The sequence below is a fragment of the Kosakonia sp. YIM B13571 genome, assembly GCF_042788095.1.
GTDB lineage: Bacteria > Pseudomonadota > Gammaproteobacteria > Enterobacterales > Enterobacteriaceae > Kosakonia > Kosakonia quasisacchari.
Map to the genome: position 1 here is coordinate 1 of NZ_JBHZPL010000015.1, position 15844 is coordinate 15844.

General features: G+C 53.9%; 15 protein-coding genes. 3 read left to right on the forward strand and 12 right to left on the reverse strand.

The genetic code is table 11. The features are described 5' to 3' along the window. Positions 1-193 precede the first annotated feature (193 nt). From hemG to pepQ, 4 genes are read right to left on the reverse strand one after another with little or no spacing between them, the layout of a single operon-like run. Complete coding sequence (gene hemG / locus ACFX4O_RS22315; protein WP_131412557.1) at positions 194-736, reverse strand: menaquinone-dependent protoporphyrinogen IX dehydrogenase; 543 nt, start codon at positions 734-736, stop codon at positions 194-196. Positions 737-747: 11 nt separating this feature from the next. Continuing rightward, positions 748-2199, reverse strand: coding sequence for a Trk system potassium transporter TrkH (trkH, locus tag ACFX4O_RS22320; RefSeq protein WP_380211326.1), 1452 nt, complete (start codon positions 2197-2199; stop codon positions 748-750). Between the two features lie 41 nt (positions 2200-2240). Beyond that, positions 2241-2855 carry an IMPACT family protein gene (locus ACFX4O_RS22325; RefSeq protein ID WP_380211328.1) on the reverse strand — a complete coding sequence of 205 codons (615 nt, stop codon included), beginning with the start codon at positions 2853-2855 and terminating at the stop codon, positions 2241-2243. Next, positions 2855-4186: a Xaa-Pro dipeptidase gene (gene pepQ, locus ACFX4O_RS22330; RefSeq protein WP_380211329.1), complete on the reverse strand. Its 1332-nt coding sequence runs from the start codon at positions 4184-4186 to the stop codon at positions 2855-2857. The genes ACFX4O_RS22325 and pepQ overlap by 1 nt, the downstream gene beginning before the upstream one ends. A 189-nt stretch (positions 4187-4375) precedes the next feature. On the opposite strand from pepQ, the gene fadB reads away from it, so the two are divergent. Beyond that, positions 4376-6565: a fatty acid oxidation complex subunit alpha FadB gene (gene fadB / locus ACFX4O_RS22335; RefSeq protein WP_380211331.1), complete on the forward strand. Its 2190-nt coding sequence runs from the start codon at positions 4376-4378 to the stop codon at positions 6563-6565. A gap of 9 nt (positions 6566-6574) precedes the next feature. After that, complete coding sequence (gene fadA, locus ACFX4O_RS22340; protein WP_322555103.1) at positions 6575-7738, forward strand: acetyl-CoA C-acyltransferase FadA; 1164 nt, start codon at positions 6575-6577, stop codon at positions 7736-7738. A 478-nt stretch (positions 7739-8216) separates the two neighbouring features. On the opposite strand, the gene fre is transcribed toward fadA, so the two are convergent. Together fre and ubiD are read right to left on the reverse strand one after the other, a co-directional pair. Beyond that, the gene (gene fre / locus ACFX4O_RS22345; RefSeq protein ID WP_380211333.1) at positions 8217-8918 is read right to left on the reverse strand and encodes an NAD(P)H-flavin reductase; all 702 of its coding nucleotides are present in this window, start codon (positions 8916-8918) and stop codon (positions 8217-8219) included. Beyond that, entirely contained in the window at positions 8915-10423 is a 1509-nt protein-coding gene (ubiD, locus tag ACFX4O_RS22350; protein ID WP_380211397.1) for a 4-hydroxy-3-polyprenylbenzoate decarboxylase, read from the reverse strand. Before ubiD ends, fre begins: the two co-directional genes overlap by 4 nt. Positions 10424-10593: 170 nt before the next feature. Here ubiD and rfaH point away from each other — a divergent pair, with 170 nt between their 5' ends. Beyond that, positions 10594-11082 carry a transcription/translation regulatory transformer protein RfaH gene (gene rfaH, locus ACFX4O_RS22355; RefSeq protein WP_131412573.1) on the forward strand — a complete coding sequence of 163 codons (489 nt, stop codon included), beginning with the start codon at positions 10594-10596 and terminating at the stop codon, positions 11080-11082. Positions 11083-11090: 8 nt separating this feature from the next. On the opposite strand, the gene tatD is transcribed toward rfaH, so the two are convergent. The 6 genes from tatD to ACFX4O_RS22385 form a co-directional block, all read right to left on the reverse strand. Then, positions 11091-11873: a 3'-5' ssDNA/RNA exonuclease TatD gene (gene tatD, locus ACFX4O_RS22360; protein WP_380211336.1), complete on the reverse strand. Its 783-nt coding sequence runs from the start codon at positions 11871-11873 to the stop codon at positions 11091-11093. A 42-nt stretch (positions 11874-11915) separates the two neighbouring features. Further along, complete coding sequence (tatC, locus tag ACFX4O_RS22365; RefSeq protein WP_131412577.1) at positions 11916-12680, reverse strand: Sec-independent protein translocase subunit TatC; 765 nt, start codon at positions 12678-12680, stop codon at positions 11916-11918. A 2-nt stretch (positions 12681-12682) separates the two neighbouring features. Beyond that, positions 12683-13207: a Sec-independent protein translocase protein TatB gene (tatB, locus tag ACFX4O_RS22370; RefSeq protein WP_380211338.1), complete on the reverse strand. Its 525-nt coding sequence runs from the start codon at positions 13205-13207 to the stop codon at positions 12683-12685. A 3-nt stretch (positions 13208-13210) separates the two neighbouring features. Then, on the reverse strand, positions 13211-13474 hold the full coding sequence (gene tatA, locus ACFX4O_RS22375) for a Sec-independent protein translocase subunit TatA (RefSeq protein WP_200553485.1): 264 nt from the start codon (positions 13472-13474) through the stop codon (positions 13211-13213). Between the two features lie 116 nt (positions 13475-13590). Then, on the reverse strand, positions 13591-15231 hold the full coding sequence (gene ubiB, locus ACFX4O_RS22380) for a ubiquinone biosynthesis regulatory protein kinase UbiB (RefSeq protein ID WP_131412583.1): 1641 nt from the start codon (positions 15229-15231) through the stop codon (positions 13591-13593). Further along, positions 15228-15833 (reverse strand): SCP2 domain-containing protein, encoded by a 606-nt coding sequence (locus ACFX4O_RS22385; protein ID WP_020456039.1) that lies wholly within the window; start codon positions 15831-15833, stop codon positions 15228-15230. The genes ubiB and ACFX4O_RS22385 overlap by 4 nt, the downstream gene beginning before the upstream one ends. Positions 15834-15844: the final 11 nt, after the last annotated feature.

Genomic DNA, 15844 nt, shown 5'->3' on the forward strand with positions numbered 1-15844 from the left:
CGGCGCGGGTGGCGAATAATACGCTTTCCCGCTGTGAAGTCAACTGTTTATTTTCAGAAGTCTTCACCTGACAGGCCTGTGTGTTTGCCGTTGTGCCGTGTCAGTGGAGGCGCATTATAGGGAGTTAATTTCCGCTGACAAGTATAAATTTAAAAAAAGTTTTCGTTCGCTTAATTTTCAGTCGCAACGGCCGCTAATCGGTCGATTTGCATTTTAATTGAGCGATTTCGCGGGCAAAACTCGCTACATGCTGCCAGTCGGTATAGACAACTTCTCGGGTGGGATCGGTTTCGCCGCCGGTCATCTTCATAATCAGTTGAATCATCAAGCGGTCATACCAACGATAATGTGGGTAACGCAGTGCACCGGCAAATACCGCGCACTGATCTGGCTGCCACGGTGAAGAGAGTAAAAATTTGCGCGTGTAGCTATTGGTTTGCGGAGAACTTTTCTCAGGCTTACGCGCAACAAGGTTAACGGAGTAGAACGCGCTCGGTAGCGCATTCAACTGCTGCAGGTGCTTTTTCACAAAGCTCGCCAGCGCCGGATGGAAATGGCCGTAACGGATAGACGCACCAATCACCACACGCTCATAGTTATCCCATTCTATATCTGGCGTACGGTTCAGGTTCACCACATCGGCATAGACACCAAGCTCTTTCAGCTCGGACGCCAGGTAAGCGGCGATTTCCCGAGTTTGCCCATCTCTGGTTGAAAATAGAATCAATGTTTTCACGTCACGCTCCCTTATTCGCGCCAGAAGGTTGGGGTAAACAGAACCAACAATGTGAAGACTTCAAGACGACCAAACAGCATATTCGCGATGAGGATCCACTTCGCCACCGGATTCATACTCGCGAAGTTATCAGCAACCACGCCCAGCCCTGGCCCCAGGTTATTCAGCGTGGCGACAACCGAAGCGAAAGCAGAAAAGTCATCCACGCCCGTGGCGATAATCGCCAGCATGCTGACAATAAACACCAGCGCATAGGCAGAGAAGAACCCCCACACCGCTTCAAGAATACGTTCCGGCAATGCGCGATTCCCAAGCTTAATGCTGTAAACCGCGTTCGGGTGCACCAGACGTTTCAGCTCGCGGTTCCCCTGTTTGAACAGCAGCAATATGCGGATCACTTTCAAACCACCACCGGTAGAACCCGCACAGCCACCAATAAACGCCGAGCACAATAGCAACACCGGCAAGAACAGCGGCCAGCGCGCAATACTGTCAGTGGTAAACCCGGCAGTTGTCGCCATCGACACCACCTGAAAGAAAGCCTGGTTCACCGTCGTCACCGCGGAGCTGTAAACATCGTGGAACCACAGCACCACGGTGCAGATCATCACCAGCGTCAGTTGCACACCGATAAACATTCTGAATTCAGGATCGCGCCAGTAAACTTTCAGGCTGCGCCCGCTCAGTAAAGAGAAATGCAGGCCGTAGTTACAACCAGAGATCAATAAGAAGATAGCAATGATAGTGTTGATGGTTGGGCTATTGAAGTAACCCACGCTGGCATCATGTGTCGAAAAGCCGCCAATGGCGATGGTCGAGAAGCTATGGCCGATAGCGTCAAAAACGGGCATCCCGGCAAACCACAGCGCCAACGCACAAGCCACGGTCAGCAGCACATAAATAAGCCACAGCGTTTTCGCCGTTTCGGCAATACGCGGGCGCATTTTGTTATCTTTCAGCGGCCCGGGCATCTCCGCGCGGTAAAGCTGCATCCCACCCACGCCCAGAATCGGCAGTATCGCAACCGCCAACACGATGATCCCCATCCCGCCAAACCATTGCAGCATCTGGCGGTAGAAAAGGATGGCATGCGGCAACGAGTCCAACCCTACCAGCGTAGTCGCCCCTGTTGTCGTCAGGCCAGAGAACGATTCAAAAAAAGCGTCAGTCACCGTCAGGTTCGGGCTTTCCGAGAAAATAAACGGCAGCGCACCCACACTCCCCAGCACGGTCCAGAACAGCACGACGATCAAAAAGCCTTCGCGGGATTTCAGTTCCTTTTTCTCCCGACGGTTCGGCCACCACAGCATGGAGCCAATCACCAGCGCAGCGAAAAAGGTCTGGGTAAATGCACGACCCGCACCATCGCGGTAAATAAGGGCAACCAGTCCGGGTAAGATCATCGTTCCGGAAAAGAGGATAACCAGCAGTCCAACGATTCGGGTTATGGCGCGAAATTGCATCTCTGCCGCTTCCTTAGGTGTTCAGAAAATCAGGTGGGGGATTATTCTTCAGTTTTTAACAATTGCAATGCGCCACGACTAAAATCAGCAAGCCTTGCTGAAAATGCGTCCAGTCTGCTGTGAGGAAGCGCCACTCGCAGATGCACGGAAGCCTGATACTCGCTTGCGACAATTTTCCCCTCAAATTGCCCAAGCAACGTTTCAACTCCGGCGAGCTGTGCGTAATCGCACCACAAAGTATATTCGGTTAATGGCATCTTGCGGACGGTGGTTAAAAGGCTTAACGCCTGCTGCACACCGCCACCGTAAGCTTTCACCAGCCCACCGGTTCCCAGCAGCACGCCGCCATAATATCGCACCACGACGGCGGTAATTTCTCCGATACCGCTGCCCATCAACTGCGCGAGTATCGGTTTACCCGCCGTGCCCGCCGGTTCACCATCGTCAGAAAAGCCTAACTGCTGCGAATCATCCGGCGCGCCTGCGACCCACGCCATACAGTGGTGACGCGCGTCCGGGTGTTCTGCCCGAACGGCGTCGACAAACGCTTTTGCTGCGTCGACACCATCCGTATGCGCCAGCAGGGTAATAAAACGGCTCTTCTTGATCTCCTCACTAAAGGTGACCGGTGCCGCCGGGATCAGCCAGCTCTCCATTACGCCAGCTTCTGGTCCCGCGTCATGTTTTCAATGCTGTTTTCGTGGATAACCACGTTATCTTCAATACGAATGCCGCCAAACGGTTTCAGCGCATCAATCTTCTGCCAGTTGAAGTGCTTGCTGAACGGGCCATCGCGCCAAGGCACCAACAGCGACTCAATAAAGTAGATACCCGGCTCGATGGTCAGCACCATGCGCGGTTCCATCACGCGTGTGCAGCGCAGATACGGGTATTTCGATGGCGCAGCCAGATGCGTACCGCTGTCATCTTGCATAAAACCGGCGACATCATGCACCTGCAAACCAAGCGGGTGGCCAATACCGTGCGGCATAAACGGCCCGGTAATGTCCTCCTCAACCATGGCTTCTTCGCTGATATCCGTAATGATTTGGTGGCGACGCAGCAATTTCGCGATACGCTGATGGAACTGCACATGGTACTCCACGTAATTGACACCCGCTTTCATGGTGGCAATCAGCGCCAGTTGTTCATCGTTGACGTCTTTCACCAGTTGCGCGTAATCGGTGTCGCTGTTCGCCGCCCAGGTACGCGTCAGGTCAGCGGCATAGCCGTTGTACTCCGCACCAGCATCCAGCAAGAAACTGCGCATTTCCGCCGGTGCGCGGTGGTCGAGCTTCGTGTAATGCAGGACAGCGGCGTGTTCGTTCAGCGCCACAATGTTGCCATAAGGCACGTCAGTATCGCGATGGCCGGTGGCGGTCAGATAGGCGAGGTTGATGTCGAACTCGCTCATGCCAGACTGGAACGCTTCATGCGCTGCGCGATGACCAATCACCGCCGTCTTCTGCGCTTCACGCATGCACGCCAGTTCATAATCGGTTTTATACGCACGGTAATAATGCAGGTAATCGATCACCCCTTTCGGGTTGATATTGCTTGCGGCGATATCAAGATTTAAGGCGCGTTCTGCAACCGGCCCAATATAGGCAATGTTGCCGCGCGCGGCTGGCAGTTGGCTGCCAATACTGTCCGCTTTCGGCAGCGCAATAACGTCAATTTCTTCGGTCCAGAAACTGGTCGGCAACGGTTCCACGTTGTGCCAGTAATCCACCGGCAAGTAAAACCACAGCTTCGGTTTATTCACACCATCAACCAGCAGCCAGCAATTCGGTACCTGCGTTACCGGCACCCAGGCTTTAAATTGCGGGTTCACTTTAAACGGGTAAGGGTGGTCATCAAGAAAGACATTAAACAACTCGCCGGAGTGAATAAGTAACGCGTCGAGTTTAAACCGCGCCAGCACATCACGTGTGCGTTCCTGCAAAGTAACAATATGATTTTTATAAAGTTCAGCCAGTGAGTCCATCGTTTTTCCTTCTGTTTCTTGTGACCTCAAGTTTTCGCATCTTAGCACACCTGTCCACAACTGAGTGATTTCCGCCGAGCGTGATCGGCGCTGCATTTTTTTAATGAGTTGTTTGCATTTTATTAACATAAAAACCACACTCCGCTTCATCTGGTACGACCAGATCACCGCTGGATTCAGGAGACTGACATGCTCTACAAAGGCAACAACCTGTACCTCGACTGGCTGGAAGATGGCATCGCCGAACTGGTGTTTGATGCGCCTGGCTCAGTTAACAAGCTTGATACCGCCACCGTCGCCAGCCTTGGCGAAGCGTTGGGCGTGCTGGAAAAGCAATCAGATTTAAAAGGGCTGCTGCTGCGCTCAGAAAAAGCGGCCTTTATTGTCGGTGCCGATATCACCGAATTCCTCTCCCTGTTCCTGGTCCCGGAAGAACAGTTGAGCCAATGGCTGCACTTTGCTAACAGCGTCTTTAATCGCCTGGAAGATCTGCCCGTTCCGACAATCTCCGCCGTGAATGGCTATGCCCTCGGCGGTGGCTGCGAATGTGTACTGGCAACAGACTACCGCTTAGCCACACCGGATCTGCGCATTGGCCTGCCGGAAACCAAACTCGGCATCATGCCAGGCTTTGGCGGATCGGTGCGTATGCCGCGTCTGTTGGGTGCCGATAGTGCACTGGAGATCATCGCCGCCGGGAAAGATGTCGGCGCGGAACAAGCACTGAAAATCGGCCTGGTTGATGGCATCGTCAAACCGGAGAAATTACGTGATGGCGCGGTGGCAATTCTGCGTCAGGCGATTAATGGCGATCTCGACTGGAAAGCCAAACGCCAGCCGAAGCTGGAGCCATTGAAGCTGAGTAAAATTGAAGCCGCCATGAGCTTTACCATCGCCAAAGGCATGGTGATGCAAACAGCCGGGAAACACTACCCGGCACCGATCACTGCGGTTAAAACCATTGAAGCCGCCGCCAGATTTGGCCGCGAAGAAGCACTGAAACTGGAAAACCAGAGCTTTGTTCCACTCGCGCATACCAATGAAGCCCGCGCGCTGGTCGGCATTTTTCTCAATGACCAGTATGTGAAAGGCAAAGCGAAAAAACTCACCAAAGATATTGAAACCCCCAAACATGCTGCGGTGCTTGGCGCAGGCATCATGGGCGGCGGTATCGCTTACCAGTCGGCCTGGAAAGGCGTGCCGGTATTGATGAAGGATATCAACGAGAAATCCCTCGCGCTTGGCATCAATGAGGCGGGCAAGCTGCTGAATAAGCAGCTTGAACGCGGCAAGATCGATGGCCTGAAGCTGGCCAACGTGATTGCCACTATTCAGCCGACGCTGGAATACGCCGGTTTTGAGCGTGTCGATGTGGTGGTGGAAGCGGTGGTAGAAAACCCGAAAGTGAAAAAAGCGGTGCTGGCGGAAACAGAAGACAAGGTTCGCCCGGATACCGTTTTGGCCTCCAACACCTCGACCATTCCGATCGGCGAACTGGCGAGCGTACTGAAGCGGCCGGAAAATTTCTGCGGCATGCACTTCTTCAACCCGGTGCACCGTATGCCGCTGGTTGAGGTCATTCGCGGCGAGAAAACTTCTGATGACACCATCGCGAAAGTGGTGGCCTGGGCGAGCAAGATGGGCAAAACGCCGATTGTGGTCAACGATTGCCCTGGCTTCTTTGTTAACCGCGTGCTGTTCCCCTACTTTGCCGGGTTCAGCCAGTTGCTGCGCGACGGCGCGGATTTCCGCAAAATCGACAAAGTGATGGAAAAACAGTTCGGCTGGCCGATGGGCCCGGCTTATCTGCTGGATGTCGTCGGCATTGACACCGCGCATCACGCGCAGGCAGTGATGGCGGCTGGGTTCCCACAACGGATGCAGAAAGATTATCGCGATGCGATTGACGCGCTGTTCGACGCCAACCGTTTTGGGCAGAAAAATGGCCTCGGTTTCTGGCGCTATAAAGAAGACAGCAAAGGCAAACCGAAGAAAGAAGAAGACAGCGCCGTGGACAGCATGCTGGCGGAAATCAGCAAAGGCAAACACGATTTCAGCGATGACGAAATTATCGCGCGCATGATGATCCCAATGATCAACGAAGTGGTGCGCTGCCTTGAAGAAGGCATTATCGCCAGCCCCGCAGAAGCAGATATGGCGCTGGTTTACGGCCTGGGCTTCCCTCCGTTCCACGGCGGCGCGTTCCGCTGGCTGGATACGCTCGGCAGCGCGAAATACCTCGATATGACGCAGCATTATCAGCACCTTGGCCCGCTGTATGAAGTTCCGGCGGGGCTGCGTGAAAAAGCGCGTCACAACGAACCTTACTATCCTGCGGTTGAACCTGCGCGCCCGGTGGGCGATTTGAAAACGGCTTAAGGAGTCACAATGGAACACGTTGTCATTGTCGATGCGATTCGCACCCCGATGGGCCGTTCAAAAGGCGGCGCATTTCGCAATGTCCGGGCGGAAGACCTTTCCGCTCACCTGATGCGTAGTTTGCTGGCGCGGAACCCGGCGCTAGACGCAACTGCTATCGACGATATTTACTGGGGTTGCGTACAGCAGACGCTGGAACAGGGCTTCAACATTGCCCGTAACGCCGCGCTGCTGGCTGAAATTCCACATTCTGTACCCGCCGTAACAGTTAACCGTCTGTGCGGCTCCTCAATGCAGGCATTACACGACGCTGCACGCATGATCATGACCGGTGATGCGCAGGTTTGTATGGTCGGCGGCGTGGAACATATGGGCCATGTGCCGATGAGTCACGGCGTTGATTTTCATCCGGGCATGAGCCGTAACGTCGCAAAAGCGGCGGGGATGATGGGGCTGACCGCTGAAATGTTATCGCGCATGCACGGTATCAGCCGCGAAATGCAGGATGCCTTTGCCGCTCGCTCCCATGCTCGCGCCTGGGCCGCGACGCAATCCGGTGCGTTCAAAAATGAATTGATCCCGACCGGCGGCCACGATGCAGACGGTGTACTGAAACAGTTTACCTATGACGAAGTGATCCGCCCGGAAACCACGGTCGAAGCACTGTCGACTCTGCGACCAGCCTTTGATCCGGTAAGCGGCACCGTTACCGCTGGCACCTCTTCGGCGCTGTCAGACGGTGCATCAGCAATGCTGGTGATGAGCGAGAGCCGCGCTCGTGAGCTGGGTTTGAAGCCGCGCGCGCGTATTCGCTCAATGGCGGTTGTTGGCTGCGATCCGTCGATCATGGGCTATGGCCCGGTTCCGGCTTCTCAACTGGCGCTGAAAAAAGCCGGATTGAACGCCAGCGATATCGACCTGTTTGAGATGAATGAAGCGTTTGCCGCACAGATCCTGCCGTGTATTAAAGATCTGGGCCTTATGGAGCAGATCGATGAAAAGATCAACCTCAACGGTGGCGCGATTGCGCTTGGTCACCCGCTGGGCTGCTCCGGAACACGTATCAGCACCACACTGCTGAACCTGATGGAACGTAAAGACGCACAATTTGGTCTGGCGACCATGTGCATCGGTTTAGGCCAGGGGATCGCCACGGTGTTTGAACGCGTTTAACGCTTCAGGCAGGAAAAGGATCTGTCTCGAAACCATTGATGCCAGAGCAAGGCGGCAACGGAGTGAATCCCAGGGAACATAGACAACTATGTGACCAGGGTGAGCGAAGGCAGCCACAACAAGGGTAAAGAGAAAGGTCAATCAAGCCATTGGCACCAGAGCAAAGCAGCAACTGAGTGAATCCCCGGGAGCATCCTGAATTGTGTGACCGGGGTGAGCGAAAGTAGCCAACACCGCGATGGTGACAAGGGTAGAGAGAAGGTTTAGTTGCCGTTCTTCCCGCCTGTCAGGGGCGGGTTTTTTATTTCTGTTATCCGGCAGTCAACCACCGCAGCGATGGTGAAGAGAAAAGCGATATCGAAGCCGTTGGTACCAGAACAAGGTGGCAAAGAATCAATCCCCGGCAGCATCGTGAACTATGTGACCGGGGAGAACGACAGCAGCCAACGCGGCTAGAGTGACAAAGGCGAAGACAGGCTTAGATAAACGCAAACGCATCGCCAAACAGACGATCTTCACGCGCACCGCGCTCATTACAGAACAGATCGCGGGCGATTTTCGCCATCTCGAAACGACCTGCAATATAAATATCGTGCTCGGCCAGCGAACCGAAATCCTGCAACACCGCAGCCAGTACGGTGCCAGAGCGGCCACGCCAGCCTGCTTCCGGCTGCTCAACGACAGGCACAACACGCAGATTCGGATGATCCACCGACAACGCTTCCAGCTCGCTTAAATCGTAGAGATGTTTCTCTTCGCGCCCGCCCCAGTAAATGGTGATTTCACGATTCGGGTTTTGCGCCAGCGAGGTCAGCAAAATAGAGCGGACATACGAGAAACCGGTACCACCGGCAATCAGCACCATCGGACGCTCTTCATCGTCACGCAGCCAGGCATCGCCGTGCGGAATATCGATAACGATTTCCCGGTCTTTCAGAATGCGATCCATCACCGCCATGGCGTAGAGATTCAGCTCAGACGCGCCAATATGCAGCTCGATAAAATCATGCTGATCCGGCGTTGAGGCCATAGAGAACGGGCGTTTGTCTCGCTCATCCATCACCACCATCAGATACTGGCCCGCGCGGAACGAAAAAGCCGCCTCCGGCACTAAACGGACACGATATACGGTATCAGTGATGGCCTCTACCGAGGTCACTTTACAGCTTAAGGTTGTCATGCGCTCTCTCTGTCGGGTCTATTTTCGTCGTTCAGTATGGCCAACTCATCCCAGATAGCGTCGATTCTTGCCGTTACTTCCGGGTCTTTCTTGATGGGGCGGCCCCATTCGCGCTGGGTCTCGCCCGGCCATTTATTGGTGGCATCCAGTCCCATTTTGGAGCCCAGGCCGGAAACCGGTGAGGCAAAATCCAGATAATCAATCGGCGTGTTTTCCACCAGAACCGTATCCCTTGCAGGATCCATTCGGGTGGTAATCGCCCAAATAACATCATTCCAGTCGCGGGCGTTCACATCGTCATCGCACACGATCACAAACTTGGTGTACATAAACTGACGCAGGAAAGACCAGACGCCCATCATTACGCGCTTGGCGTGACCGGGATACTGTTTCTTCATGGTGACTACCGCCAGGCGATAGGAGCACCCTTCCGGCGGCAGGTAAAAATCAACGATTTCCGGGAACTGCTTTTGCAGAATCGGCACGAACACTTCGTTTAGCGCCACGCCCAGCACTGCCGGCTCATCTGGCGGACGGCCAGTATAAGTAGAGTGGTAAATCGCATCTTCGCGCTGCGTAATATGGGTAACCGTAAATACCGGGAAATTATCGACTTCATTGTAATAACCGGTGTGATCGCCATACGGCCCTTCCGGCGCCATCTCACCCGGCTCAATATAGCCTTCCAGCACAATTTCTGCACTGGCGGGAACTTCAAGATCGTTTGATACGCACTTCACCACTTCGGTTTTTGTGCCGCGCAGTAAGCCAGCGAAGGCATATTCAGAGAGTGTGTCCGGCACCGGCGTCACCGCGCCAAGGATGGTGGCCGGGTCAGCACCCAGCGCCACCGCAACCGGGAAACGCTCGCCAGGATGCGCTGCCTGCCACTCCTGGAAATCGAGCGCACCACCGCGATGGGAAAGCCAGCGCATGATTAATTTGTTTTTACCGATCAACTGTTGGCGATAAATACCCAGATTCTGCCGTTCTTTGTGTGGGCCACGCGTCACGGTTAGCCCCCAAGTGATCAGCGGCGCGGCATCTTCCGGCCAGCACTGCATAATCGGGATGTTGCGCAGATCAACGTCATCGCCCTGCACCACTTTTTGCTGACAAGGGGCACCGCGCAGACGTTTTGTCGGCATATTCAGCACTTGCTTAAACTGCGGCAGTTTATCAAAGAGATCGCGAAAACCTTTTGGCGGCTCCGGTTCTTTGAGAAACGCCAGCAGTTTGCCCACTTCCCGCAAAGCACCGACATCCTCTTGCCCCATGCCTAACGCCACGCGGCGCGGCGTGCCAAATAAGTTGCACAGCACCGGCATGGTGTAGCCTTTGGGATTTTCAAATAACAACGCCGGGCCACCCGCACGCAGTGTGCGATCGGCTATTTCCGTCATTTCCAGATAAGGGTCAACCGGAAGAGTGATGCGTTTCAGCTCGCCCTGCTGCTCAAGCAGCGTCAGGAAGTCACGTAGGTCGTTGTATTTCATGCGGTCTATTATCGCCTCCAGGTAAGGGGCTTATTATACGGTGTTCGCCCGGCGGTTGCTGTATTTTTGTTAAATCTGCGTGAATTACAACGACACCTTTAGGCGCAGGTTATAATCAACTTAGCCATCATGCCGCGGTTTTGATATTCTTGCGCCCGAACTTACGGAAAAGAGTCATTATGCGATCCTGGTATCTACTTTACTGCAAACGTGGCCAGCTCCAGCGCGCCCAGGAACATTTAGAACGCCAGGCGGTCAGCTGTCTGACGCCTATGATTGCACTGGAAAAAATGGTGCGCGGCAAACGCACAACAGTAAACGAACCTCTTTTCCCGAACTATTTGTTTGTGGAATTTGATCCTGAAGTGATTCATACCACCACGATTAACGCTACGCGCGGCGTCAGCCATTTCGTCCGCTTTGGTATGCATCCGGCAACCGTTCCGCAATCCGTTATTCAGCAGCTTTCGCTCTATCAACCAGAAGGGATTACCGATCCTGACACGCCTTATCCAGGCGATGATGTGGTGATCACAGAGGGCGCTCTTGAAGGGTTACAGGCGATCTTTAAAGAACCGGATGGCGAAGCGCGCTCCATGCTCTTACTCCACCTGCTTAACAAGCAGGTACTGCAAAGCGTCAAGAATACCGATTTTCGCAAGGTGTGAGAGTCGCGTTAAAAATCCACGCCAAATAACCGCCGCACATTCTGATCCGTTACCGAACTCAACTGCTGAGCATCTTCACCGCGCAGCTCAGAAATAACGGCAAGAATATGCCCTAAAAGAGCCGGTTCATTACGCCGCGACGCAGGCTTTGGTTTGAGATCGCGCGGCAGCAAGTATGGCGCATCGGTTTCAATCAATAGCCGCCCGGCGGGGATCAGCGGAACCACTTCACGTAATTCCAGCCCGCGGCGCTCATCGCACACCCAGCCGGTAATGCCTAAGTAGATACCGCGATCGAGACAATCTCGCGCTTCCTGCGCCGAACCGGTGAAACAATGCAGCACCGCACCAGGCAACTTATCCAGCCACGGATCCAGCAACGCCAGAAAGCGCTCATGCGCATCTCGGCAGTGCAGAAACACCGGCATTTTTAGCTCGACGGCCAGTGACAGTTGCGCGTCGAAAGCGTACTCCTGCTCCTGCGGCGTCGAAAAATTACGGTCGAAATCCAGCCCACATTCACCCACGGCAATGACTTCCGCTGTAGCCGCCAGCGTGCGGATCGCCTCTGCGGTTTCATCGGTCCAGCAACTGCTGTCATGGGGATGCACGCCAGCAGTGGACCAGCAATGACGATAGCGTTGAGCGAGTTGTTGTGCCTGCTGGCTTTCATGCAAGTTGGTTCCTGTAATGAGCATACCCGTCACACCTGCCGCTTGCGCCCGCGCCACGGTGCCATCCCGATCTTTGGCAAACTGACTACTGGTTAAATTCACACCGATATCAAACATGCTTTTTCCCATACAACAACCGCCCTGACGGGCGGCTGGTAATTACTCTTCGCTGGATTCTGTTTCGTTCTCTTCATCCGGAATGCGGCGCTTGCCGACGTAGAAGCGAGCAAAAAAGACGCCGACTTCGAACAGGCAATACATCGGTATTGCCAGTAACGTCTGCGAGAAGACATCCGGTGGCGTCAGCAACATACCGACAACGAACGCGCCAACCAAAACGTACGGACGTTTTTGCCGCAGATCGGCAGGTGTGGTCACGCCCATCCAGCACAGCAGCACAATGGCAACCGGCACTTCAAATGAAACGCCGAAGGCCATAAACAGCGCCATCACAAAGCTAAGATAACTGGCGATATCGGTGGAAACCTGTACGCCTTCCGGCGCGGTGTGTGTCAGGAAACCGAAAGCCAGCGGGAACACCACGAAATAGGCAAACGCCATACCGATGTAAAACAGCAGCGAACTGGAAACCAGCAGCGGCACCACCAGGCGACGTTCATGCTTGTATAACGCCGGAGCAACAAACGCCCAGACCTGATACAAAATGACCGGCGCGGAAAGGATCAGTGACACCATAAAGGTCAGCTTGATCGGCGTAAAAAATGGTGAGGCCACGTCGGTAGCGATCATCGTCGCGCCCAATGGCATCTGCTTGATGAGCGGTGCGGAAACCAGTTGGTAGATATCATTCGCGAAGTAAACCAGCGCGAGGAAAATCACGATAACGGCGATAATGCAGTTCAGCAGACGCTTACGCAGCTCAATAAGGTGCGCGATCAGCGGTTGGGTATCGTCTACAGCCATGTTCAGGATTTATCACTTGAAGAAGGTATGGAGTCGGAAACCGACACGGCCTCTTTCACCACAGGAGTAACCTGCGGCGCTTTTTTCGTCTCTGCAGCGTCAGGGACCTGCTGTGGCGAACTGGCCTGGTTTTCAGCGGCAGCAGGCGTAACGCCTTCATGCTGCGCTTCGTTATCTTTCACCACCGGATTATGGATGGTATGTGCCTCATCGCTCGCTTTTTCGGCATCGTTAGCGCTATAGGAGCGTTTCATCGATTCCGCCGCCTGGCGCAGTTCATCCATCGACTGCTTTAACTCTGGCGTCAGGTTTTCCAGGCTCGCTTTTTCCACCTTTTTCAGGCTGTCCTGGAACTCCTGCAGCTTCAGTTCCTGCGTCAGTTCATTCTGCACCGTCGTCGCCAGCGAGCGCAGCGCGCGAACCCAGCCCGCGACCGTGCGCACAGCCACAGGCAGCCGTTGCGGCCCTAATACCACGAGGCCAATGATGAAAACGAGTAACAGTTCGCCAAAACCTATATCGAACACGAATTACACCTGCTCTTTGTCGTGACGTTTTTCGTCTTTTTTAGCGTCGTCGGATGTCTTGCTGTCGGAGAGAGACTTTGCCGTAAAATCCGCATCTTGTGCCGATTTATCCTGCTTTTCCTCTTTATCGTCATCGCCCATGGCCTTTTTGAAGCCTTTAATGGATGCGCCAAGGTCGGAACCAATAGAACCGAGCTTTTTAGTGCCAAACAGCAGCACAACGATGACCGCAATAATCAACAACTGCCAAATGCTGATACCACCCATACATAGTCCTCTGTAACAGATGATGTTAAAAACAGGCCCCAGTATACACTTTATCCATTAAGCTGCCTCTTTGTTGGCAGCTTCTGTGCACCAGACCCACCCTGGCGGCGTTTCGCTTAACGTGTTTTATACCAACCCACAAACCAGGCCAGAACACCGCCTACCATTAACCATGCAGGTGTTAAACCCCACTCTGGTCGATTAATCAGTAACAATGTGCCGCTCAATAATAAGGTCGCGCCGATACCAAACAGATAACGAGATTGCCCCTGCCGAACATGGTTTACCTGTAATTCGCTGGCAATCTTATCCACGCTTTGCTGCAAGTGCTTGCCTTGCTGCAACCCGTTGTAGATCAGTTCAGGAATTTCCGGCATTTTCTCGATCCAGAATGGGCCTTTCTCTTTCAGCGCTCTGACCAGCGCTGGAATACCCACCTGATCTTTGATCCACGTTTCAAGGAAAGGTTTCGCGGTTTTCCATAAATCCAGTTGCGGATAGAGCTGGCGGCCTACGCCTTCGATATAGAGCAACGTTTTCTGCAACAGCACTAACTGCGGCTGCACTTCCATATTAAAGCGACGCGCCGTATTAAAGAGGTTGAGCAGCACATGACCAAAGGAGATTTCCGCCAGCGGCTTTTCAAAAATCGGCTCACAAACGGTGCGAATGGCAAACTCGAACTCTTCAACATTGGTATCCGGCGGAACCCAGCCTGAATCCACATGCAGCTCCGCCACTTTGCGATAGTCGCGGTTAAAGAAGGCAATAAAGTTCTCTGCCAGGTAGCGCTTATCTTCTTTGTTCAGCGAACCGACAATACCGCAGTCAATACCGATATATTGCGGATCTTCCGGATGATCGTAGCTAACAAAAATATTACCCGGGTGCATATCTGCATGAAAAAAGCTGTCGCGGAAAACCTGGGTGAAAAAGACCTGAACACCACGTTCAGCAAGCAGTTTCATATTGGTGCCGTTCTTCTCCAGCGCCGTAATATCGGAAACCGGAATACCGTAAATACGCTCCATTACCAGCATGTCTTGGCTGCAATAATCCGAGTAGATCTCTGGCACATAAAGCATCGGGCTGTTTTCGAAATTGCGACGCAGTTGGATCGCGTTAGCGGCTTCGCGCAGCAGATCCAGTTCATCAATCAGCGTCTTCTCATACTCGCGCACCACTTCACGCGGGCGCAGGCGGCGACCATCTGGCAACAAACGGGGAACCCAGCCCGCCAGGCGGTAGATCAGTTTCAGATCCGCTTTGATCACTGGCAGGATGTCCGGGCGGATGACCTTAATCACCACCTCTTTGCCACTCTCTTTCAACCGGGCTGTATGCACCTGCGCAATGGACGCAGAGGCCAGCGGTTCAATGGCGAAGTCATCAAACCAGGCTTCCACCGGAAGATCACCCATCGCTTTTTCAATCTGCTTTTTGGCGAGACGGCCATCGAAAGGCGCAACGCGGTCCTGCAACATCGCCAGTTGATCGGCAATCAGCGGTGGGAACAAATCACGGCGAGTAGACAACATTTGCCCAAATTTAATCCACACCGGACCCAGCTCCTGCAAAGCAAGACGCAGGCGTTCTCCAAGCAATTTTTCTTTGTGCCGGTTTGGCATCCAGAACAGCATCCGCCGCCATATCCGCAACGGCAGGGTGATGCGCATTTTGGGAATGAGCTCATCAAGCCCGTAACTTAAAAAGGTTTGGATGATGAAATAGAGGCGCCGTAATTCTCCAGGCGTCATTTGCCCTCCAGTTTATCCAGGCGTTTGGCTAAGGCATCCGCTGCCCTTTCCACGGCAGCCGTTTCTTCGGCAAACCAGGCAACTTCTAGTGCACCCGGCGCAAGGCGCCACTCTTCCGTTAACACTTCAGCGACATAGCGTTGCTGGCGTTGAAAACCGTGTTGCAGAAAGCGTGCACCGCCGCGCAGGAATTTACTGATCCCCTCGGCGGCGATATCCCCTGTCCAGGGGGCGAGAATCTCGGCAGGATCGAATTCCGCTAAATCCATCAGCGAGACCAGGTTTTGCACCACCTGGATATCGCCCTGCACCTCAAGCTCTCCGCTGCGAATAAGCGCAGTCAGCTGCTGGCGGTCACGCAGCTTCGGCAGTACCCGCAGTTGGGTAATTACGGAACAGTCTGCCTCCCCTTCCCACTCACCTAATACATCAATCTGGCGCTCACTGAACACCAGCACAAAGGGGGAAGAGAACTCTTGCAGCACCACGCGCAACACCTTGCCGTGCAAACGCTGGCGCGCAGGTTTCAGCGCGCCTTCACGGTATAAGAACGTATTCAATACGCGTTCAATTCCGGCGGCAACCATCGGCTTAAAAGGCATACGCACTCCTG